This is a genomic window from Bradyrhizobium australafricanum, assembly GCF_020329495.1.
In the GTDB taxonomy this organism is placed as follows: Bacteria; Pseudomonadota; Alphaproteobacteria; order Rhizobiales; family Xanthobacteraceae; genus Bradyrhizobium; species Bradyrhizobium australafricanum.
This window is the reverse complement of sequence record NZ_JAGKJL010000022.1, coordinates 1-21,911: the sequence shown is the minus strand read 5'-3', so window position 1 is coordinate 21,911 and position 21,911 is coordinate 1. Positions and strand designations below refer to the sequence as shown.

The window sequence follows — 21,911 nt, the reverse complement described above, 5'->3', positions numbered from 1 at the left end:
CACCCGTCTTGCTCACGGCCCAACGGAGACGCGGATGGATGTCGAGATTGACCCGAAGCCTGCCGAGCCTCTGCTTCGATTGCGAGGGATATCAAAGCGCTTCACCGGCGTTCGCGCGCTCGACCGGGTCGACCTCGACGTTCGTGCCGGCGAGCTTCATGTCCTGTTCGGCGAGAACGGTGCCGGCAAATCGACCCTGATCAATGTCGTCTCGGGAACGTTTCCGCCGGACGAGGGCACGTTCCATTTTGGCGACGAGGAGATCCATCATCTCACGCCGCAGCGGGCCCGCACGATCGGCATCAGCCCGGTCTTTCAGGAGTTCTCGCTTATCCCGAGCCTCACGGTGGAAGAGAACCTGTTCCTTGGTCGCGAGGTCACGCATGGCGGCGTGCTGCGCTCGCGCGAGATGCGCAAGCGCGCCAGGGCGCTGATCGACGAGCTCGGCTTCGATCTCGATCCGGCGCAGCGGATCGACGACCTTTCCCGCGCGCACCAGCAGATGGCCGAAATCGCCAAGGCCCTGCTCGGCCGCGTCCGCCTTTTGATCCTTGACGAGCCGACCGCCTCGTTGACCGAGCGCGAGACCGGACGGCTGTTCGAGCTGATCGCGCGCCTAAAGAGCCAGAATGTCGGGCTGATCTATGTCTCGCATCGCATGCGCGAAATCCGTGCCCTCGCCGACCGTGTGACGGTGCTGCGCGACGGCCGCCACATCCAGACCCTCGACGCCGCCGGCTCGACCGACGGCGAGTTGGTAGAGCTGATGACCGGCCGCAGGATCGACCTGCTGTTCCCGGCCATCGGCCACCGGCCTGACAAGGTGATGGTCGACATCGAAAACCTGACGCTCGCGGACGGCAGCGTTCAGGAGGTGAATTTCCATGCCCGCGCCGGCGAGATCACCGGCATCGCCGGTCTCGTCGGCTGCGGCAAATCGGAGCTGATCCGCGCGGTCTACGGCATCGAGCCCGCGGCATCAGGCGTGATCCGGATCGACGGCCTGCCTTACGAATTCCCGACCCCGAGGCAAAGCCTCAAGCGCGGCATCGCCTATTTCCCTGCCAATCGGGTTGCTGAAGGGCTCGCGCTGTCCCGTCCGATCCGCGAGAACGCATCCATGACGGTACTCGACCTGCCCGCGTTCGCGCGCTTCGGCGTGCTGCGGCAAGCCGCCGAACGCGCCACGATCGCGGACATCATGGAGCGGTTGCAGCTGAGGCCGCCGAACATCGAACGGAGCGCCGGCGCGCTGTCCGGCGGCAACCGTCAAAAAGTGATGCTGGCACGCGCGCTCACGCGTGAGCTGACCGTGTTCCTGTTCGACGAGCCGAGTGTCGGGATCGACGTCGGCGCCAAGCTCGAGGTCTACCAGTTCATGAAGCGCCTGGTCGAGGCCGGCGCCGCCGTGATCGTGGTGTCGTCGGAATTGCCGGAGGTTCTGGCGCTGTCGAACCGGCTCTACGTCATGCATCACGGCCGCGTCGCCGCCGAGCTGAGGGGCGCCGAGAAGACCGAGCAGAACGTGCTGTCCAGCTTCTTCCGCGACCATCTCGCCGCGGAGGTCGCGTGAACACCGCGCTGGTCACCGCAAACGCGCAAGGCGCGATCGGCTTGCGATCGATCGCAGGCCGTGTCGGGTTCCTGCCGGCCCTGCTGGTCTTGCTCGTCGCCGGCATGTCGGCGGTCGATCCGCAGTTCTACGGCATCATCAACATCCTCAACATCCTGCGCAACGCGTCGCTGCTCGCGATCGTCGCCTGCGGTCAGGCACTGGTCATCATCGCGGGCGGCTTCGATCTTTCGGTCGGCGCCGTCGTGGCGCTTGCGAGCGTCGTCACCGCCAAGACCATGGCCGCCGCAGCCACCGCGTTTCCCGGCAACAACGCCCTCATCATTGCCAGCGGGATGGCGGCCGGACTCGGCTCCGGGGCCGTGGTCGGGCTCGTCAACGGCTTCTGCGTGGCAAAGCTCAAGGTATCCGGCTTTGTGGTGACCCTGGGCACGATGTCGGCGACTGCGGGCGTCGGCCTGATGATCACCAACGGAATCCCGGTTTACGGCATGCCCGATATCTTCGTGAAGGGCTTTGGGCGCGCCCAGGCACTCGGCCTGCCGACCGCCGTCCACGTCGCGCTGGTCATCATCATCGTGATGGTGTTTGCGCAGCGGCGCACGCTGTTCGGCCGTTACGTCTACGCGATCGGCGGCAATGTCGATGCGGCCATCGTTTCGGGCGTATCGATCCAGCGCCACGTCGTCGGCACCTACGTTGTCTCGAGCATGCTCGCGGCATTGACGGGCATCCTGCTGACCGCGCAGGTCGGCTCCGGCCAGGCCAGCTTCGGCGGCGACCGGATGATGCTGCAATCGATCGCAGCCGCCGTGATCGGCGGCGTGAGCTTGCGCGGCGGCGTCGGGCGCATCGAAATCGTCGCCATCAGCGCCCTGTTCCTGACCATCCTGGGCAATGCGCTCAACCTCCTGCACGTCGACTCCCGGCTGCAGCCGGTCTTTCTCGGCGTCATCATGGTCGCGGCCGTGGCGCTGGACGAACTCAGCCGACGGAGCAAGGCTCGTGTCTGACCTCGAATTGTCCGTCGCCGCCAAGAACGCGGATCGCCCGAAATTGGCGCCGGGTCGCTGGCTCTGGAGCGCAGTGCTGCCGGTCGCATTGGTGGCCCTGTTGCTCGGCTTCGCCACGGTCGACCGCGGCGTGTTGTCGCCGGCCAACCTGCTCAACATCGCGCAACAGAGCAGCTATCTGGCGCTGTTCGCGATGGCCCAGACCGTGGTGATCCTGACGCGCGGCTTCGACCTCGCACTCGGCCCGACCGTATCGATGGTGAGCGTCGGCACCGCGCTGGCGATGGCCGGCGCGACGGCGTCGGGCCATGGTACAGGCGCCGTGCTGCTCGCCGGGCTCGCTGCCGGCTTCGTGCTCGGCACCGCGTGCGGGCTCTTCAACGGCGTGGTTATTGCGCTGCTCGGGGTCAACCCCTTCGTCGCAACGCTCGGCAGCTACAATATCGCGATCGGGGTTGCGACGACGCTCTCGTCGGGCCGGCCAGTGCAAGGCGTGCCGGCGCCGTTCTCGCAGATCTTCTACGGCGGCACCGTCTTCGGTATTCCGGCGGCCATCGCGATCACGGTCGGGGTCGGCGCCGGGCTCCATTGGACCCTGACGCGGACCGTGTTCGGCCGTTCGCTTTACCTCATCGGCACCAACCCGCGCGCAGCGGCGGTCGCCGGCCTGCCGGTAAAGCGCACTCTGATCGCGACTTATGTGCTGTGCTCCGGGCTTGCGGCGCTCGGCGCGATCATGATGACGGCGCGGACCGGATCGGGCGAGCCGAACCTCGGCGGGGCGCTTTCATTGCAGGCGATTGCCGGCGCCGTGGTCGGTGGAACAAGCCTGGCGGGCGGGCGCGGCGGGGTCGGCACCGCGGTGCTCGGCGCCCTGTTCATCACCATTCTGTCAAACGGCATGAATCTTACCCGGATCGACGGATACGTCCAGATGGTCGTGCTCGGCGCGATCGTCATCGTCGGCGTTCTGCTCGATCGCCTGCGACTGGAGCGGCGCCAATGACGACGGGTTCTCCCATGCAGAGCGCCGCGGGCGAGACGCACGACGCACCTGCCTCGATCTACGTCGCGCCCTCGCTCGCTTCCGCACTCGACGCATTGAGCGAATTCGGCGCGGCCGGCGCTGCCTTTGCCGGCGGCACATGGATCATGCGGTCACCGATCCGCCACGAGCGGTTGAAGCCGCACTATGTCGCGATCGGCAAGATCGCCGAGCTGACCGCGGTTCGTATCGGCAGCGATGCAATCGAGATCGGCGCGGCGGTTACGCATGCGGCACTCGCGGCGGCCCTGGCCGATCTTGCGGAATTCGCGGTCCTGGTCGACGCCGCCGGCCGCTCCGCCAATCCTGCGATCCGCGCGATGGCAACGATCGGCGGCAACCTTGCGACGTCGGAATTCGCCGCAGCGGATTGCGTGCCGGCGCTGCTCTGCCTCGATGCCCAGGTTGAAATGTCGGCCCGCGACGGCCGCGAGCGCATCGGCCTGGCGCATTTCCTGAAGATCCGATCGTCCCTTGCCCCCGGTCATCTGGTGACGCGGATCATCTTGCCGCGGGCGGCGCGCAGAAGCGCCCATGCCCGCCTGCCGCTGCGCAAATCGGGTGACTACCCGGTCGCCATCGTCAGCCTGTCGGTCAGCATCGATGCAGCGGGCCGTATCCAGGCGGCACGCGTCGCGGTCGGTTCAGTCGAGCCGGTGGCGCGCCGCTGGGAGCGGCTCGAGGCAGCTCTGATCGGACGCCCGCTCGATGCGGCGGAGGCGGCGCAGAGTGCGGCCGCGTTGGCGGACGAGTTCGTCGGCCGCGACAGCGTCGATACCCCGGCCTGGTATCGGGTCAGCGTGCTACCCGGTCTCGTCCGCCGCGCTGCGATCGCAGCGCTTGGCTCCTGAACTGGTGGGGATCGACATGGGATTCAACTTGACAGTGAACGGTGATCGCCTCTCTTCCGTGGCCGACCCCGCCACGCCGCTGATCGACATTCTGCGTGAGGAGATGCATCTGACCGGCGCGAAACCGGTCTGTCGCGAAGGCTTTTGCGGTGCCTGCATGGTGCTGGTCGACGGCGAGCCGACGCCATCGTGCCTGTTGCCCGCCGCGCTCGCCGATGGCCGCGAGATCCGCACCGTCGAAGGCCTTGCGCCTCACGGCGAACTGAACCGCATCCAGGCGGCCCTCGAGGCCAGCGATGCGGTCCAATGCGGCATGTGCTTTCCCGGCATGGTGGTGAGCCTGACGCATCTCTTGACGACCCGGCCTGACGCCACCCGTGACGATATCCGGGCGGCACTGACCGGGAACATCTGCCGCTGCACGGGATACGAACGCATCGTCGAGGCGACGCTGCTCGCCTTGGCCAACGCATAATCGGGAGGCGCAAGCATGTCCGACGTTTCCGCGACGATGGATTTGCGCCGGCGGGACGCCGCCGACAAGCTGCGTGGCCGCACGCGCTACACCATCGATCGATATCTGCCGGGCATGCTGCACGCCGCGGTGCTGCGCGCCGGCGTGCCATCGGGGCGGATCATTCGCCTCGACACGTCGAGGGCTGCCCGCATGCCGGGGGTACGTGCGATCGTGACGGCGTCGGACGCGCCCGGCATGATCGGCATCGGCATCGCCGATCACCCGCTGTTCGCCCGCGATGTCATTCGCTACGACGGCGAACCGCTTGCCGCGGTCGCAGCCGTCACGTTGGCGCAGGCGCAGGCCGCGCTCGCGGCGATCGACGTGGAGATCGAGCAACTCCCCGCAGTATTGACCATGGCGGATGCGCTGGCACCAGGTGCGCGGCTGGTTCATCCGGACTGGCGCAGCTATGAGGTCCTGGTCGAAGGCGGCGCGCGCGCGGGCAATGTCGCCTGGGAGGCGACCGTCGTTCGCGGCGACGTCGACGCCGCCTTTGCGCGGCCTGACGTCGAGATCGTCGAAAGTCTCTATCGCGTCGGCCGGCAGAACCACGTGGCCTTCGAGCCGCGTGCGGTCGTCGCAAGCTACGAGGACGGCCGCTTCCATATCGAGACGTCGACGCAGGTTCCCTGGAGCATCCGCAATGCAACCGCGCGCGCGTTGGGCGTGCCGGAATCGCAAGTGCGCGTCACTGTGCCGCCGGTCGGCGGCGGCTTCGGTCTCAAGTTCGATCTGGCGGTTGAGCCCTTCGCCGCCCTCCTCGCCCGCGCCAGCGGCCGGCCGGTTCGCCTCGTCAATTCTCGCGAGGACGAGATGCTGACCTGCCTGTTCCGCGAGAACGCCGATATCCGCATCCGCTCGGCGGCGACGCGCGAGGGAGAAATCGTAGGCCGCGAGGCGGTCGTGCTGATGGACTGCGGCGCCTATGGCGGCGAACAGATCTTCCTGACCACCATGACAGCGCACACGCTCGGCGGAAACTACAGGCTTGGCAGCGTGCGCATGGTCTCGCGCGCGGTCTATACCAACACGGCGCCGAACGGGGCGTTCCGCTGCTGCAACGGCGTCTACAACACCTTTGCGCTCGAGCGGCACACCGACGAGATCGCGGCGCGGATCGGAATGGATCCACTTGCTTTCCGGCGTCGCAATGTGCTCGGCGACAAGGATCTCGGCGCCACCGGCCAGGTATTCGAGGGCGACGTGCTCGGCCCGATGCTCGACCGGATGGATACGTTGCGCGATGCGGCAGCGCCACTGCCGGCACGCACCGACGGCAAGCTCCTTGGACGTGCGACCACCGTCGGCACCTGGTTCGTCTTCGTCGGCCCGTCGGCCGCGACGGTGAACATGAACGCCGACGGCACGGCGACCCTGGTCACGTCGGGTGTCGAGATCGGATCCGGCTCGATGATGCAGAGCCTGCCGCAGATCGTTGCCAGCACGCTCGGCATCGCGCCCGAGCAAGTGATCGTCCGCGCCGCCGATACCGATGCGGCCGGTTACGATGTCGGCGTCGGTGGCGGCCGCACCACCGTCTCGCTCGGCGCAGCCAGCCTGTCGGCGGCACAGGAGGTCCGCACGAAGCTTTTGAGGATCGCCTCCGAGATGATCGAGGCCGCGCCCGGCGATCTCGTCATGCGCGGTGGTCGGATCGAGATCGCGGGTGCGCCGGGCTCCGGCCGCACCGTCGCTGAGGTCGCGACCCGCGCTCAAGCGCAGGGCGGACCGGTCGCCGGCACCGGCGCCTTCACCGGCGCCGGTGTGCCGGCGATGCCCGGTTGCGTTGCCGGTCATTTTATCGACGCGATCGACATCCCCGTCTTCGCCGTCCACGACTGCGAGGTCGCCGTCGATCCGGAGACCGGGCATGTCGAGGTGCTAAGCTATCGCGTGGTCCAGGACGTCGGCCGTGCGCTGAATCCACGCGCAATCCACGGCCAGATCCAGGGCGGCGTCGTGCAGGGCCTGGGCTACGCCCTGCACGAGGAGGTGACGATCGGCAGCAATGGCCGTGTCAGTCAAAGCGGCTTTGAGACTTACCGCGTACCGCTTGCGCTCGACGTCGTACCGGTGGAGATCAGCCTCTATGAGGGCGCGCCGTCGGTGGGGCCGCTCGGCACCAAGGGCGCCGGCGAGGTGCCGATCCTCAATGTCGGCGCCACCGTCGCCTGCGCCGTTGCCAACGCGACAGGAAAGCGGGTGCAGGAATTACCCCTGACGCCGCCGCGCGTGCTCGAACTTCTGCTCGAGCGCAAGCCGGGTCTGGCGCTGTCTCACATTGCCGAGGTGTGGGCAGACAACCTTATTCGTCCTCACCAGTGGCCCTAGGAACATCAGAGAATGCCCAGCAAACAATCCGAACGCTGAGCGACCGACTTGGGCACCAGGCGCCTGATCCGTGGCGGGTAAGCGCTGCCGTCCCCGCGCCGACCAAGCCCACGACATTTTCGTCCATTCCCTTCCATGGAGCTCAGGCAGCCGCGACCTCGTGGCCTGCCATGACCTCCAGCGCTCTCAGAATAGCGGAATGGTCCCAGCTTTTGCCGCCGAGGGCGGTACAGGCGTTGAACAGCTGCTGGGCTGCGGCAGTGCCTGGCAGCGACAAGCCGAGCGCGCGCGCACCTTCCAGCGCGAGGTTGAGATCCTTCTGATGCAGCTCAATGCGGAAGCCCGGATCGAAATTGCGCTTCAGCATGCGATCGCCGTGCACTTCGAGGATCCGGGACGACGCGAAGCCGCCCATCAACGCCTGGCGCACCAATGCGGGGTCGGCCCCCGCCTTGGAGGCGAACAGCAACGCCTCGCTCACCGCCTCGATGGTCAGCGCCACGATGATCTGGTTCGCAACCTTGGTGGTCTGGCCGTCGCCATTGCCGCCGACATGCGTGACATTCTTCCCCATCGTCTCGAAGAGGGGCTTCATCGCATTGAACGCCCGCTCCCGCCCGCCAACCATGATGGTCAGGCTGGCCGCCTTTGCGCCAACTTCGCCGCCGGAGACCGGCGCGTCGAGATAGTCGGCCCCGAGCGCATCGATCCAGCGTGCAAACTCCTTCGTCGCCAGCGGAGAGATCGAGCTCATATCCGTCACGATCATGCCTTTGGAGATGCCCTCCGCGACGCCGCCTTGCCCGAACAGCACGGCTTCGACATGCGGAGTGTCCGGTACCATGATGATCACGGCGTCCGCTTCCTGCGCCACCTGCTTGGCGGACTCGCAGGCGATGCCGCCGGCCGCAATCAACTCGGGCGCAACAGGTACGACGTCGTGCAGGAACAGGCGATAGCCGGCAGCCAGGAGGTGGCCGGCCATCGGACGTCCCATGGTGCCAAGTCCGATGAATCCGATGTCTTTCATTGTCGTTGCTCCCTGTCAGCCGGATGAAGGCGTTTTTCCGGCGAGCGACTCTCGGCTCGCGTGAAGAAACCGCGTTAAATAAAACTCCAGAGCTCCGTCCCGATTCAATCGGAACGGAACAGGCTCTAGGTCACGAAAGTCTGTGCGGCGTGCCAGCCCAGGCTCTCGAGCGTGGTCGTCCGCGGCTTGTATTCGCACCCGATCCAGCCCCGATACCCGATGCTGTCGAGATGCTTGAATAGATAGGAGTAGTTGATTTCGCCGGTTCCCGGTTCATAACGGCCCGGATTGTCGGCGAGCTGGACATGCGCGATCCGGCCGAGATGCTTCTGCAGGGTCCGCGCGATATCACCTTCCATGATCTGCATGTGATAGATGTCGTACTGGATGAACAGATTGGATGAGCCAACCTCGGAAATGAGCTGCACCGCCTGTTCCGTACGGCTCAGGAAGAAGCCGGGAACATCGAGCGTGTTGATCGGTTCGACCAGGAGCTTGATGCCATGCTGGGCGAGCGCGCCTGCGGCAAAGCGCAGGTTGGACACGAGGACTTCCTGCAGGTCTGCCCTATCCGTATCGGCTGGAGCGATGCCGACCAGGCAGTTCAGCTGCCGGCAATCCAGCGCCTTTGCGTAGTCGATCGCGCGCACCACGCCGTCGCGAAATTCATCGACCCGATTGCGCAGGATCGCAATGCCACGCTCACCGGCGGCCCAGTTGCCGGCTGGAAGATTGTGCAGCACCTGGGTCAGCCCACAGCGCGCCAATTCCTCCCGCAACGCGCCCTTTTCGAAGTCATAAGGAAAAAGATACTCGACTGCGTTGAAGCCGGCCGCCTTGGCGGCCGCGAACCGATCGAGGAACGGCAGCTCGTTGAAGAGCATGGTGAGATTGGCGGCAAATTGAGGCACGGGTCGTATCTCCGCTTGAAGCGATGAAAGATGTGGTCAGGCCGGCAACAGCGTGCCGGATCGTGATGCGCTCGGCACGTCATCGAGCGGAAGATCGAGCACCTCTTCGAACTCGACGATGTTGTCGATCTCCGTTCCCATCGCGATATTGGTGACTCGCTCGAGAATGAACTCCACCACCACGGGCACGCGATGCTTCGCCATCAGCTCGCGTGCGGTCGCGAACGCCGCCTGCGCGTCGTTCGGATCGGTGACCCGGATCGCCTTGCAGCCCAAACCCTCTGCGACGGCCACATGGTCGACGCCGTAACCGCCGATCTCGGGCGCGTTGATGTTCTCGAACGAGAGCTGGACGTGATAGTCCATGTCGAAGCCGCGCTGCGCCTGCCGGATCAGGCCGAGATATGAATTGTTCACGACGACGTGGATGTAGGGCAGATTGAACTGCGCCCCGACCGCGAGCTCCTCGATCAGGAACTGGAAGTCGTAGTCACCCGACAGCGCGACGATGTCGCGGTCGGGATCGGCGGCACGCACGCCAAGCGCGGCCGGCAGTGTCCAGCCGAGAGGACCGGCCTGCCCGGCGTTGATCCAGTTGCGCGCATTGTAGACGTTGAGGAACTGGGCCCCAGCGATCTGCGACAATCCGATCACGGTCACGTAGCAGGTGTCGCGGCCAAAGGCCTTGTTCATTTCCTCGTAGACGCGCTGGGGCTTGATCGGGATGTTATCGAAGTGGCTCTTGCGCAGCATCGAACGCTTGCGGTCGCGACAGGCGGCGGGCCAGGCCTGCCGATCGCGCAGCCTCCCGGACTTCCGCCACTCCCTGGCGACGCTCACGAACATTTCCAGCGCGGCCTTGGCGTCGGAGACGATACCGAGGTCCGGATTGAAGACCCGTCCGATCTGCGTCGGCTCGATGTCGACATGCACGAATTTGCGGCCCTTCGTATAGGTCTCGATCGAGCCGGTATGCCGGTTGGCCCAGCGATTTCCGATGCCAAGCACGAAATCGGATTCGAGCATCGTGGCGTTGGCGTAGCGATGGCTGGTCTGCAAGCCGACCATGCCTGCCATCAGCGCATGATCGTCAGGAATAGCGCCCCATGCCATCAGCGTCGGGACGACCGGAACGTTGACCGCTTCGGCGAAGGCGACCAGCAGCTCGGATGCATCGGCGTTGATGACGCCGCCGCCGGCCACAATCAGCGGCCGCTCCGCGGCGTTCAGCATCTCGAGCGCCTTCTCGATCTGCTTGCGCGTCGCCGTCGGCTTGTAGACCGGCAGCGGTGAATAGGTCTCGTCGTCGAACTCGATCTCGGCCAGTTGCACGTCGAGCGGAAGGTCGATCAGCACCGGTCCCGGCCGCCCCGACCGCATGACATGGAAAGCCTGGCTGAACACGCGCGGCACCAGCGCCGGCTCGCGCACGGTGACGGCCCATTTCGTCACCGGCTTTGCGATCGCCTCGATGTCGACGGCCTGGAAGTCCTCCTTGTAGAGCCGCGCTCGCGGCGCCTGACCGGTGATGCAGAGGATCGGAATCGAATCAGCGATCGCCGAATAGAGGCCGGTGATCATATCGGTGCCGGCGGGACCCGATGTGCCGATGCAGACGCCGATATTGCCCGCCTTCGCCCTGGTGTAGCCTTCCGCCATATGCGAGGCGCCTTCGACGTGCCGCGCCAGGATATGACTGATCGAGCCGTTGCGCTTCAGTGCGGAGTAGAGCGGATTGATCGCCGCGCCGGGAACGCCGAATGCGCACGTGATCCCTTCGCGTTGGAGAATGCGCACCGCTGCATCGACTGCTCGCATCTTCATGTGATGATCCCGCTTCGCTATGAGTTGGCCTGAGCAGGATCATCAGGCCCGCGACCATCGATCTCAACGCAATCGATTGGAATTTCCGCGCTGTGGCAACGGTCGCGATTTCTTGCGCGTCTTCAAACGATTAGCGTCAGCGTAGAAATGGAAATTGTTGCGGACGGAATTGCGGCCCGCCTTACGCCTGCGCTTGCTGCGTGCGGTTCCCGCGAAGTTCGGCCGTGAGTTCGGCTGCGATCCGGTGCACGATCGTACCGATCTCCGGCAAGCGTTCGTTCGTCAGCCTGTCCGCCATGCCCGATACCGAGATCGCGGCATATGGCTCGTTGCAGTCGTTGAAGACGACCGCAGCTACGCAGCGCAGGCCGAGGCGCGCCTCTTCATCATCCACCGCATAACCCTGACGCCGCACGCTCTCCAATTCCTTGAACAACTCGCCGGGCCGCACGATCGATTTTTCCGTCAGCCGCGGCATGCCCTGACGGCGAATGATCGCATTCACGTCGGCATCGGAATAGGTAGCCAGCACCGCCTTCCCCACTCCGGAAGCAATCATTGCGACGCGCCCGCCCACCTTGGTCAGCGAGCGCATGATCTCGCGGCTTTCGATGCGGGACACGACGATGATGGATTCGTCATCGACCACCGCAAGGTTGGCCGTTTCCCTGGTCTGGTCGCGCAGCTTGCGCAGATAAGGCAGCGCCTGCGCGGCAAAATTCCGCCGGCGCACGAAGGTAGAGCCGACCACGAAGCTTTGCGCGCCGATGTGCCACTTGGACTCCTCGCGGTCGAACTGCACGAACCTGCGGTTCTCGAGCGTGGTCAGCAGACGATGAACGGTCGAGGGCGACAGGCCGGTACGGATCGCCAGATCGGTCAGCCGATAGCCTTCATCATCCTCTGCAAGTGTCTCCAGGATTTGCATGGCGCGATCAACGGACTGAACACCGCCGTCGCGTACGTCCTGCTCCGGCTGCGCGCGAAGATCGGGATCGGATGGCTTGCGCCTGATCGGCTCTCTTTTCATCACGACTTGCCCCTAACCGGTTGCGGTTCAGAACGAAATTGCTCGCCAAGAACGAGCGCCGGAATTGGCATATGGCATACCAAATAGTCTTAGAGTCAAGGCGACAGTATTCGCGAATAGGTCAGTATTTTTGTCATTGTTCTTCGCAAATGGCTCGATTCTTTTGTTTGACTTCTGGGATAATGTATACCACGATCATTTCATAGCGACCTAATCAGCAACCGGGAGGACGATGCCATGTACGTCGGGGACATCCTTCGCGCTAACAATGCGCACGTGGTGACGATCGGCTCGAACGAAACCGTAAGCATTGCGGCGAACCTGATGTACGCGAGCAATGTCGGCGCCCTCGTGGTCAGGAACGCCTCGCGCAGCAAGGACGCCGCCGTGATCGGAATGTTCAGCGAGCGCGACGTCGTCGCTGTGATCGCCGAGCGCGGCACCAATGGACTTGCCATGAAAGTCGCGCAGTTTATCTCGCCGCGGCCGCTGCTATCCTGCAATTCGCAAGATGCGCTCACGGATGTCGAGCGCCTCATGGCCCGTCATGGGATCCGCCATGTCCCCGTCATCGACAACGGCCGGCTCGTCAGCGTCGTGAGCATGCGGGACATCACCCTTGCTTACGAGGAAGCCGTCTGCGCGGCCTGACGGACTTTCCTAAGGCCATTGCCACGCTACTCGGTTCGAGCCGCTGCGGCTCCTGCTGTGTCCCCACTCTGCTTGCGAGGATCGAATGAGAATCTGCATCTACGGCGCCGGCGCGATCGGCGGCTATCTCGGTGTCGAATTGATGCGCGCTGGTGCCGACGTCAGCCTGGTCGCGCGGGGTGCGCATCTCGCCGCAATGCGGCAGAACGGCCTGAAGCTCCTGATCGGCGACGAGGAGCGCGTCGTGCATCCTCGCTGCACCGATAACCCCGCCGAACTCGGCGAGCAGGATTACGTCATCATTTGCCTCAAGGCGCATTCGATCACCGGCGTCATCGAACCCATGCAGCCCCTGCTGGGTCAGCGCACGCGCATCGTCACGGCCGTCAACGGCATTCCCTATTGGTATTTCCACAAGCACGGCGGACGGCACGAAGGATCGACGCTCGAGAGCATCGATCCCGGCGGTCGGCAGTGGAACGAGCTCGGCCCCGAACGCGCCATCGGCTGCGTGGTGTACCCCGCCACCGAAATCGAGGCGCCCGGCGTGATCCGCCATGTCTACGGCAACAACTTTCCGCTGGGCGAGCCCTCCGGCGAGATCACATCCGACGTCCAGAAACTTTCCGAGCTGTTCGTGGCCGCGGGCATGAAAGCGCCGGTCCTCGACCGTATCCGTGACGAGATCTGGCTCAAGCTGTGGGGCAACGTCTGTTTCAACCCGATCAGCGCCCTCACCCACGCGACGCTCGACGTGATCTGCAGCAATCCGGGCACGCGCGCGCTGTCCCGGGCGATCATGCTGGAGGCCCAGGCGATCGCGGAAAGCCTCGGCGTCAAGTTTCGGGTCGATGTCGAACGCCGCATCGAAGGTGCGCGCAAGGTCGGTGCGCACAAGACCTCGATGCTGCAGGATCTCGAGCGCGGACGTCCGGTCGAGATCGATCCGTTGATCACCGTGGTGCAGGAGATGGGCCGGATGACTGATATCGCGACGCCCGCCCTCGATGCGGTGCTGGCCCTGGTCGCGCAGCGCACCAGGCTGGCCGGCCTCTATGACGGGGCGGCCGGCGCCGCAGCAGCAGAAACGCTGGCGGTGGCGTGATCCCGATGGCCAATGTTACGCGCTGGGTCCGCTTCCGCCACCATGCCGAAATCGGCTTCGGGCAACTCACCCTGTCGGGCATCGCGGTGCACGACGGAGACATGTTCGGCGACATGCGAACGACTGGACAAACGCTGGCGCTGGACAACGTCGAGCTGCTCGCCCCGACGCAACCGAGCAAGGTCATCGCGCTCTGGAACAATTTTCACGCGCTTGCGGAGAAGCTGAAATCACCTGAGCCTGCCGAACCGCTGTACCTGTTGAAGGCGCCGACCAGCGTCACCGCGCCTGGTGCCGTCATCAGGCGTCCCTTGGGCTATGATGGCAAGACGACCTACGAAGGTGAACTCGGCATCGTCATCGGCAAGAGCTGCACGGCGGTCGCGCCCGAGCAGGCCGACGCCTTCATCTTCGGCTACACCTGCACCAACGACGTCACCGCCGCGGACATCCTCAATCGCGACCCGACCTTCCCGCAATGGGCGCGGGCCAAGGGCTTCGATGGATACGGCCCGTTCGGCCCCGTGATTGCGTCAGGCCTCGACCCCGCACGCCTCGTGGTGCGCACCATTCTGAACGGCGTCGAGCGCCAGAACTACCCGATCGCGGACATGATCTTCAGCGCACAGACGCTGGTCAGCAAGATCTCGCACGACATGACGCTGTTGCCGGGGGACCTAATCTGCTGCGGGACATCGATTGGCGTCGGGGTGATGAAGGAGCCCGTCAACACGGTCACCGTCGCGATCGACGGAATCGGCGAGTTGACCAACGAATTCCGTCAGTAGGCTGCGGCGGGACGACAACCCGACGCAGCCGGCCCAAACGACGATTATCTGCCTTAGGAGCGTACATGATCTCCACCAACCCGGCATCATCGCCCGGCGGCTTCCGCTGGCTGCAACTGGCGATCGGCATCGTCTGCATGGCGATGATCGCCAACCTGCAATATGGCTGGACGCTGTTCGTTGATCCGATCGACGCGAAGTTTCACTGGGGCCGTCCGGCCATCCAGCTCGCCTTCACGATTTTCGTGATGACGGAGACATGGCTTGTGCCGGTGGAGGCCTGGTTCGTGGACAAATACGGCCCCCGCATCGTCATCATGTTCGGCGGCCTGATGATCGGGTTGGCCTGGGTCATGAACTCATACGCCTCCTCTCTCGTCACGCTTTATGCGGCAGCTGTCGTCGCGGGCATCGGTGCCGGCGCCGTCTACGGCACTTGCGTCGGCAATGCCCTGAAATGGTTTCCGGACCGGCGCGGCCTGGCCGCAGGAGCAACCGCCGCCGGGTTTGGCGCCGGTGCGGCCCTCACCGTCGTACCGATTGCCAACATGATTGCCGCCAGCGGCTACCAGAGCACCTTCCTGACCTTCGGGATCGGACAAGGCCTCATCGTCATCCTGCTGGCCTGGTTCGTCCGGCCACCGCATGGCGTCGAAGCACCCAGGAAAAAGCGTCTCAATCTGCCGCAGAGTGCGATCGACTACACTCCGCCCCAGGTGTTGCGCACCCCGGTCTTCTGGGTCATGTACGTGGTGTTCGTCATGGTGGCTTCCGGCGGCTTGATGACCGCCGCGCAAATCGGGCCGATCGCCCATGACTTCAAGATCGCGGACACGCCGGTCACCCTGGCGGGCTTCCAGATGGCGGCACTGACGTTTGCCATCTCGCTCGATCGCGTCTTCGACGGTTTCGGCCGTCCGCTCTTTGGCTGGGTCTCCGACAATATCGGGCGCGAGCACACGATGTTCATCGCGTTCGCGACAGCGGCGCTGATGTTGCTGACGCTGTCCACCTACGGTCACATCCCGGTTGTCTTCGTGCTGGCCACGGCGATCTATTTCGGCGTCTTCGGCGAAATCTACAGCCTGTTTCCCGCGACATCGGGCGACACGTTCGGCGCCAAATATGCAACCACCAACAACGGCATGCTCTACACGGCGAAGGGCACGGCGGCGCTGCTCGTGCCGCTTGCGAGCATCATCTCTTCCCAGCTCGGCTGGCAGGCCGTGTTCATCGTCGCGGTTGCACTCAATGCGACCGCTGCCCTCACCGCGTTGTTCCTGATCAAGCCGATGCGGCGCGCGTTCATTCTCGGCAGTGAAGCGACGGCAAGTGCCGCAATCGCTCGCGCAAAGGTCTTTCCCGGTGAAGGCGGTCGACTTGAGGCACCCGTGTCTTACGACCGTCTCGAGAAGGCACCATAACAAGAGACCTATCGGCCGGAGCGCAAGCGATTGAACGACAGATGGACGGATGTGCGGGCTCGGTCCGCCCTGCGGCGAATCTTCGACGCCGCCATCGCGAGCGCCGATCCGAGGATCACGATTGCCGACGCCCTGCCGGCAAAGCCGAAGGGCAGATGCATCGTCGTCGGCGCGGGGAAGGCGTTGGCGGCAATGGCGGCGGGCCTCGACGCGGCATGGCCTGACGTCGAGCTTTCAGGTGTCGTCGTCACGCGCCACGGCCATTCGGTTCCAGCCGGCCGTATCGAAGTGCTCGAAGCGTCTCACCCTGTGCCGGATGACACGAGCAAGGCCGCGGCCCTTCGCATGCTGCACGCCGTCGAGGGGCTTTCAGCAGACGATCTCGTCATCGCCCTGATGTCCGGCGGTGGCTCGGCGCTGATGACCCTGCCAGCATCTCCGATGACTCTCGCCGACAAGCAGGCGGTCAACCGGGCACTCCTTGCAAGCGGCGCGACGATTGCCGAGATGAACGTCGTCCGCAAACATCTGTCCGCGATCAAGGGCGGTCGGCTGGCGCTGGCCGCCCGTCCCGCCCGCGTCACGACCCTTGTGATCTCAGACATTCCCGGCGACGATCCCGCGGCGATTGCCTCCGGTCCCTCGCTGCCGGACAGCAGCACAAAAGCCGATGCGCTGGAGATCGTTGGCCGGTTTGCCATCGACCTGCCGGAAGCGGCGCGGCTTGTGCTTGAACAAGCGGACGAGACACCCAAGCCCGGCGAGATTGATGCCGACGTTCGCATCCTTGCCGCTCCATTCCATGCGCTTGACGCCGCGGCCAGCGCCGCCCGGGACGAAGGCCTGACGCCGATCATCCTCGGCGACGCGATCGAGGGCGAGGCACGGGAACTCGGCACCGTGATGGCGGGCATCGCCCGGTCGGTCGCGGGGCATGCACAGCCGGGCCCTGCCCCCGCGGTGCTGCTGTCCGGGGGCGAGACGACGGTGACGATCGGGCGCGGTCCGGCGGGACGCGGCGGCCGCAACACCGAATTCCTGCTGGGGCTTGCCGTCGCCCTGTCCGGCGCATCCGATATCTGGGCCGTTGCGGGCGACAGCGATGGAATTGATGGAACGGAAGATGCGGCTGGCGCTTTGATCGGTCCGGATACGCTGCGGCGCGCCGCCGCGAATCTGCTTGACGCGCGGGCGCATCTGGCTGCCCATGACAGCTATACGTTCTTCGACCGCCTTGGAGACCTCGTGCGCACCGGGCCAACGCTTACGAACGTCAATGATATCCGTGCCGTGCTGATCGCAGCCGGCCAGCCACCGACGAGGTGATCCATGCGTCGTCATCGACGAGCCAAGATCGTTGCAACCGTTGGTCCAGCAAGCAGTTCCCCCGAGATGCTCGAGGCACTGCTGCTGGCTGGCGTCGATACGTTCCGCCTGAACTTCAGTCACGGAACACAGAGCGATCACGCACGCATTCACGCAGCGATCCGAAAGCTGGAACAGGACGTCGGCCGGCCGATCGGCATCCTGATGGACCTCCAGGGCCCGAAGATCCGCGTCGGCACCTTGCGCGATGGAAAGATCACCGCAGTGGCCGGAGAGACCATTCGGTTCGTCTTGTCCGGATCGGAAGGCGACCGAACCGCAATTCCCCTCCCGCATCGGGAGATCTTTGCCGCCGTTGCCCCCGGCCATGACCTTCTGATCGACGACGGCAGGGTCCGCGTTCGCGTTACCGGGCTCAGTGACGATTTCATCGAAGCCAAGGTGATCGTCGGTGGCACGATCTCGAATCACAAGGGCGTCAATCTGCCGGGGACGGTCCTCGATCTTTCACCGCTGACCGCGAAGGATCGCCTCGATCTGGAGTTCGGCCTGAAACTTGGCGTGGATTGGGTTGCCCTGTCGTTCGTGCAGAAGCCCTCGGATATCATCGAAGCGAGAGGCCTCGTTGGGGACCGCGCCGGTCTGATGGCCAAGATCGAGAAGCCGGCAGCGCTCGAACGGATCGACGATATCATCCAGCTGTGCGACGCCATCATGGTTGCGCGGGGAGATCTCGGCGTCGAAATCCCGCATGAGGACGTGCCGGGGCGCCAGAAGGAGCTGGTGCGGGCCTGCCGTCTCGCGGTGAAGCCCGTGATCGTCGCCACGCAAATGCTGGACTCGATGGTCGCTGCCCCTACGCCGACGCGCGCGGAAGTCTCCGACGTTGCGACCGCCATCTATGACGGCGCAGACGCCGTGATGCTGTCGGCGGAGTCCGCGACAGGCCGATATCCGCGCGAGGCGGTCGAGATGATGGACCGCATCATCCGCAGCACCGAACAACACAAGATGTACCGCTCGATCGTCGAGGCGACCCAGCCCGGCGAAGAGCAGACGCCACCGCATGCCGTGGCCACGGCAGCGGCCGATCTCGCCTCCGTCGTTCACGCCGCGGCCATTGTGGCCTACACCTCGAGCGGCACCACGGCCGCACGCGTCGCGCGCAAGCGGCCGAGCCGCCCGATCCTCGCCATCACCCCAAGCCGCGAAGTGTCCCGCCGCCTGTGCCTGCTTTGGGGCGCTCACAGCGTGCTTTCCGACGACGTTCAGAGCTATGAGGAGATGGTCGAGCGCGCAACTACATTCGCGCAAGCAGAGCAGTTTGCATCAAGCCGCGATCTGCTGGTCGTGGTCGCCGGCATTCCCTTTGGACAAGCGGGAACAACCAACAATCTACGGGTCGTATCGCTGCCCTGAGCGAACCGTCGGCCCGAGCGATTGCCTCATCGGCGCTCCGCGCGGCAAGGTGTGAGCGATGGCCGCACACATCCCGATCGCCTAGGTCAGCATCGAGATGATCGACTGAAGCTGATCGGATGCCGATGTCACGAGCCCGTCGAACGATGTCTGGCCGTGAGCTGCGGCTCGCAGGATGCATTCTGCAACAGCGGCCTTGAGACCGAACACGGATTGATCCGCCGGCACGCTTGCCATGACCGCATCCAACGCTTCGCGCATCGTCTGGATCAGTTCGGCGCTGTACTTCATGGCTGTCCCTCCGCGGGCTCAAAATAAGCCGGCCGTACAGGGTCGCCACTCACAAGCGCGCGATTCCAAATTGCCTTTTCTTAATGCAGTGACAGATACGTGAACCGGCGAACGCTAGAGATCTCTCTCGGCAAGCTTGCGAAACGCGTCGGGCACCGAATGAACCGCCTCCAGCGCCGCTGAACCATATCCGATCGCCTCCCAGCCAAAGCGATCGCGGATCCTGTCGATCGCACGGTCCGCCGCCCATCGGGCCATCCCTGTCGGACTTCCGGGCCGAAGCGCTTCGTCCTCCAGTCCGAGTGGAAGCTCCAATGCAAGATCCCAATGCTCCTCGAGATGCGACACCGAGATCGCTAGCAGCGAGATGATCTTCTCGCCGGGATGGTCGGCAAGAGCAGCGCGCACGAGATTCTCGGCGAGCCGGGCCAGGACGATGGTCGTGCACACCGGCGCATCGAGCGTCATCGAGCGCGTCACCGACTTCAGGTCGGCGAAGCGGACGCGCACCGTCACGGTTCGTCCAGGCCGTGACTTCGCCCGAAGCCGCGTGGCGACGCGGTCGGCGAGATGAAGCAGCGTGGGCCGAATGACTTGCACGATCGCAGGCTTTCGGCCAAGTGCCGATTGTGCTCCCGCCGATCGCGCGCGCCGGTGTGGCTTGAGCTGTCGCGGATCGCGATTCCAGGCCAGCGCGGCGAGTTTCTCGCCCGCTGCCGGACCGAGCAAATGCGTCAGCGACCGTTCCGACAGTTTGGCGAGCTGACCGATCGTCGCTACGCCGATCGCGTCCAACCGGGTCCTCGTGACCGGCCCTACTCCCCACATCAACTCAACCGGCAATTCGTGAAGGAAGCTCAGCTCGGCGTCGGGATCAACGACGACAAGTCCATCGGGCTTTGCGACCTGCGAGGCGATCTTCGCCAGATGCTTGGTGCGGGCGACGCCGACCGAGATCGGAAGGCCGAGCTCGCTGCCCACGCGCCACCGGATCGACGCGGCGATTTCGGCAGGCGTTCCGAACAGGTGAGTGCAGCCGGCAACATCCGCAAACGCCTCGTCGATCGAAATTCGCTCGACCAGCGGCGTGAAGTCGCCGATCACCTTGATGGCCGAGTCACCCAACCGCTGGTAATCGCTGAAATGGCCGCCGACGAAAACGAGCTGCGGGCACAGTTGGCGCGCTTCCCGCCCCGACATGCCGCCATGCACCCCGAAGGCCTTGGCCTCATAGGACGCCGCCAGCACAACCCCACCCCCGACGGCGATCGGCTTGCCGCGCAGCGACGGCTCGAGCAACTGCTCGACCGATGCGTAGAATGCATCGAGGTCCGCATGAAGGATGGTGGCTGCGGCTGCCATCTCGACCCGTTCATCCCTGACCTGACCGAAGCCGCCCGTCTCCGGACGTGGAAATTGACAATAGAACAAAATAGGAACATTCTGAAGTCGAGTCAATCCAGCATGTCATCGCGGCCGCTGGCGCCGCGAACGACGCCAGATCGTCAACGCGCGTTGCCACGCTGCGCGCTTGCCGCGCGAGGGCATCTGCCGGCGCTGCCTTCAGCCGGCTTCGCCCGTTCGCCCCCGATCTGCTGCGAGGCATGAACGCGAGGCACGTCGGCGGATCGTTCGAGATGCATGACGGCGGCCTCTGCGATGCACCACCGCACGCAGCTTGCGCGTATTGCCGCACCAGCTCACTCATCAGCCGGCTGACTTTGCCGCGCAGGGCTTTTTCGGGTAGATATTTTGCAATGACCGACCAATCCCATCAGGTGGACTTCCAAGCTGCGGCCCACCTTTACAAATGGCCTTCTCTCAACAACTCCAGGCGAGAGGATCGCGCGCCCTATATGGTCGTCAACGGAACGCTCGACCAATGCATTCGGGATTTCATGGGCAAGCCCGAGAAGACGCGACATCTTTACGAGATCCGGACCAAGTCGCAGCCTCCCCTCGTCCCCGACGTGCTGTCACCCGAGCATGTGATCGAGCTCTCCAGGCTTCGCGAGTTTCTCTGAGGCGCGCAGCGAAGGCGATCCCGACGCGTGTCGTTTGCGGGCCGACTTATCCATCTGTCGTAGGTCTCGTGCCGGATTGTTTGCCCCTTGGCGAGCCGGTACACTTGCTTGACTCCCTGACTGACCGACGTCCGTGCCGGCATGATTGATCCGCTTCGACCCCGCTGAGGCTCGCACGTCGCCTGCACGGGAGCGGAACGGCGGCACGGCCGGTTGATGGGGCATCGCGAGGCGCCGCATGAGGTTCAATCTGGCGATCCTGAGTGTGCTGGCCGCAAGGCCCGGGCAGCGGATCGCGATCGACGAGGTCAGCCGGGAGGTCAAGCGTATGATCGCGGCCGGCGATGAAGCCACGCAGCCGAAGCGGCCGTCCGAGCTTGGCGACGCCGACGTCTTCCAATCGGGATGGGCATCGATCAACGACGCGGGCCTGCAGATCACCGATTCGGGACTCTCGCTGTGGCGCTCGCTTGAAACCGCCCGCATCGAACAAGGACCCGATCGACAGGAAGCGGAGCGATTGGACGCCGCTACGGCCGACACGCGCCATTACGTTGCGGATACTGCGATCGACCGTCCCGACGACGTTGATCTCGAGCTCCCCGGTATGACGCGCGAGGACCACGACGACCGCCAGCCATCCGGCGCGGGCCGTTCGGCTACCGCTCCCGGCATCCCCTCGGCGCACTCTCCGATCGTCCCGGCGCCTGCATTCGGCGCCTTTCAAGAGACGAACCGCGTGGTGGCCGCGCGGC

At 64.8% G+C, this 21,911-nt stretch carries 20 protein-coding genes; 14 read left to right on the top strand and 6 right to left on the bottom strand.

Annotated elements, in window-relative coordinates; genetic code table 11:
• Positions 1-34 precede the first annotated feature (34 nt).
• Genes J6525_RS20560 through J6525_RS20535 form a run of 6 tightly spaced genes read left to right on the top strand, consistent with a single transcriptional unit; the run spans position 35 to position 7,333 of the window.
• The gene (locus J6525_RS20560) at positions 35-1,573 is read left to right on the top strand and encodes a sugar ABC transporter ATP-binding protein (RefSeq protein WP_225646058.1); all 1,539 of its coding nucleotides are present in this window, start codon (positions 35-37) and stop codon (positions 1,571-1,573) included.
• Positions 1,570-2,586, top strand: a complete 1,017-nt coding sequence (locus J6525_RS20555) for an ABC transporter permease (protein ID WP_225646057.1) — start codon at positions 1,570-1,572, stop codon at positions 2,584-2,586. The genes J6525_RS20560 and J6525_RS20555 overlap by 4 nt, the downstream gene beginning before the upstream one ends.
• Positions 2,579-3,592: an ABC transporter permease gene (locus tag J6525_RS20550; protein ID WP_225646056.1), complete on the top strand. Its 1,014-nt coding sequence runs from the start codon at positions 2,579-2,581 to the stop codon at positions 3,590-3,592. The genes J6525_RS20555 and J6525_RS20550 overlap by 8 nt, the downstream gene beginning before the upstream one ends.
• Positions 3,589-4,482 (top strand): FAD binding domain-containing protein, encoded by an 894-nt coding sequence (locus J6525_RS20545; RefSeq protein ID WP_225646055.1) that lies wholly within the window; start codon positions 3,589-3,591, stop codon positions 4,480-4,482. Before J6525_RS20550 ends, J6525_RS20545 begins: the two co-directional genes overlap by 4 nt.
• A gap of 16 nt (positions 4,483-4,498) precedes the next feature.
• Positions 4,499-4,957 (top strand): (2Fe-2S)-binding protein, encoded by a 459-nt coding sequence (locus tag J6525_RS20540; protein WP_076826263.1) that lies wholly within the window; start codon positions 4,499-4,501, stop codon positions 4,955-4,957.
• A gap of 15 nt (positions 4,958-4,972) precedes the next feature.
• Positions 4,973-7,333 carry a xanthine dehydrogenase family protein molybdopterin-binding subunit gene (locus J6525_RS20535; RefSeq protein WP_225646054.1) on the top strand — a complete coding sequence of 787 codons (2,361 nt, stop codon included), beginning with the start codon at positions 4,973-4,975 and terminating at the stop codon, positions 7,331-7,333.
• A gap of 142 nt (positions 7,334-7,475) precedes the next feature.
• Here J6525_RS20535 and J6525_RS20530 read toward each other — a convergent pair whose 3' ends face one another.
• From J6525_RS20530 to J6525_RS20515, 4 genes are all read right to left on the bottom strand, one after another.
• Entirely contained in the window at positions 7,476-8,363 is an 888-nt protein-coding gene (locus tag J6525_RS20530) for a 2-hydroxy-3-oxopropionate reductase (protein WP_092084555.1), read from the bottom strand.
• A 125-nt stretch (positions 8,364-8,488) separates the two neighbouring features.
• Positions 8,489-9,274, bottom strand: a complete 786-nt coding sequence (gene hyi / locus J6525_RS20525) for a hydroxypyruvate isomerase (protein ID WP_225646053.1) — start codon at positions 9,272-9,274, stop codon at positions 8,489-8,491.
• 36 nt (positions 9,275-9,310) lie between these two features.
• Entirely contained in the window at positions 9,311-11,098 is a 1,788-nt protein-coding gene (gcl, locus tag J6525_RS20520) for a glyoxylate carboligase (RefSeq protein ID WP_225646052.1), read from the bottom strand.
• A 181-nt stretch (positions 11,099-11,279) separates the two neighbouring features.
• Positions 11,280-12,128, bottom strand: a complete 849-nt coding sequence (locus tag J6525_RS20515) for an IclR family transcriptional regulator (RefSeq protein ID WP_225646051.1) — start codon at positions 12,126-12,128, stop codon at positions 11,280-11,282.
• A gap of 237 nt (positions 12,129-12,365) precedes the next feature.
• Here J6525_RS20515 and J6525_RS20510 point away from each other — a divergent pair, with 237 nt between their 5' ends.
• The 6 genes from J6525_RS20510 to pyk all read left to right on the top strand — a co-directional run bounded on the left by J6525_RS20510 (position 12,366) and on the right by pyk (position 18,841).
• Positions 12,366-12,779, top strand: coding sequence for a CBS domain-containing protein (locus J6525_RS20510; protein WP_225646050.1), 414 nt, complete (start codon positions 12,366-12,368; stop codon positions 12,777-12,779).
• Positions 12,780-12,864: 85 nt separating this feature from the next.
• On the top strand, positions 12,865-13,884 hold the full coding sequence (locus J6525_RS20505) for a 2-dehydropantoate 2-reductase (protein WP_225646049.1): 1,020 nt from the start codon (positions 12,865-12,867) through the stop codon (positions 13,882-13,884).
• Positions 13,885-13,889: 5 nt separating this feature from the next.
• Positions 13,890-14,672: a fumarylacetoacetate hydrolase family protein gene (locus tag J6525_RS20500; RefSeq protein ID WP_225646048.1), complete on the top strand. Its 783-nt coding sequence runs from the start codon at positions 13,890-13,892 to the stop codon at positions 14,670-14,672.
• A gap of 65 nt (positions 14,673-14,737) precedes the next feature.
• Positions 14,738-16,096, top strand: a complete 1,359-nt coding sequence (oxlT, locus tag J6525_RS20495; RefSeq protein WP_225646047.1) for an oxalate/formate MFS antiporter — start codon at positions 14,738-14,740, stop codon at positions 16,094-16,096.
• A gap of 30 nt (positions 16,097-16,126) precedes the next feature.
• Positions 16,127-17,422, top strand: coding sequence for a glycerate kinase type-2 family protein (locus J6525_RS20490; RefSeq protein WP_225646046.1), 1,296 nt, complete (start codon positions 16,127-16,129; stop codon positions 17,420-17,422).
• A gap of 3 nt (positions 17,423-17,425) precedes the next feature.
• Positions 17,426-18,841 carry a pyruvate kinase gene (gene pyk / locus J6525_RS20485; RefSeq protein ID WP_225646045.1) on the top strand — a complete coding sequence of 472 codons (1,416 nt, stop codon included), beginning with the start codon at positions 17,426-17,428 and terminating at the stop codon, positions 18,839-18,841.
• A gap of 81 nt (positions 18,842-18,922) precedes the next feature.
• Here pyk and J6525_RS20480 read toward each other — a convergent pair whose 3' ends face one another.
• Together J6525_RS20480 and dinB are read right to left on the bottom strand one after the other, a co-directional pair.
• A complete protein-coding gene (locus J6525_RS20480; RefSeq protein WP_057017092.1) occupies positions 18,923-19,132 on the bottom strand; it encodes a hypothetical protein in 210 nt (69 codons plus the stop codon).
• A gap of 114 nt (positions 19,133-19,246) precedes the next feature.
• Positions 19,247-20,494, bottom strand: coding sequence for a DNA polymerase IV (gene dinB, locus J6525_RS20475; protein ID WP_225646044.1), 1,248 nt, complete (start codon positions 20,492-20,494; stop codon positions 19,247-19,249).
• Between the two features lie 395 nt (positions 20,495-20,889).
• On the opposite strand from dinB, the gene J6525_RS20470 reads away from it, so the two are divergent.
• Together J6525_RS20470 and J6525_RS20465 are read left to right on the top strand one after the other, a co-directional pair.
• Positions 20,890-21,156 carry a hypothetical protein gene (locus J6525_RS20470; protein WP_016846025.1) on the top strand — a complete coding sequence of 89 codons (267 nt, stop codon included), beginning with the start codon at positions 20,890-20,892 and terminating at the stop codon, positions 21,154-21,156.
• A 265-nt stretch (positions 21,157-21,421) separates the two neighbouring features.
• The coding region (locus J6525_RS20465; RefSeq protein WP_225646043.1) for a hypothetical protein at positions 21,422-21,911 on the top strand (490 nt) is incomplete at its 3' end.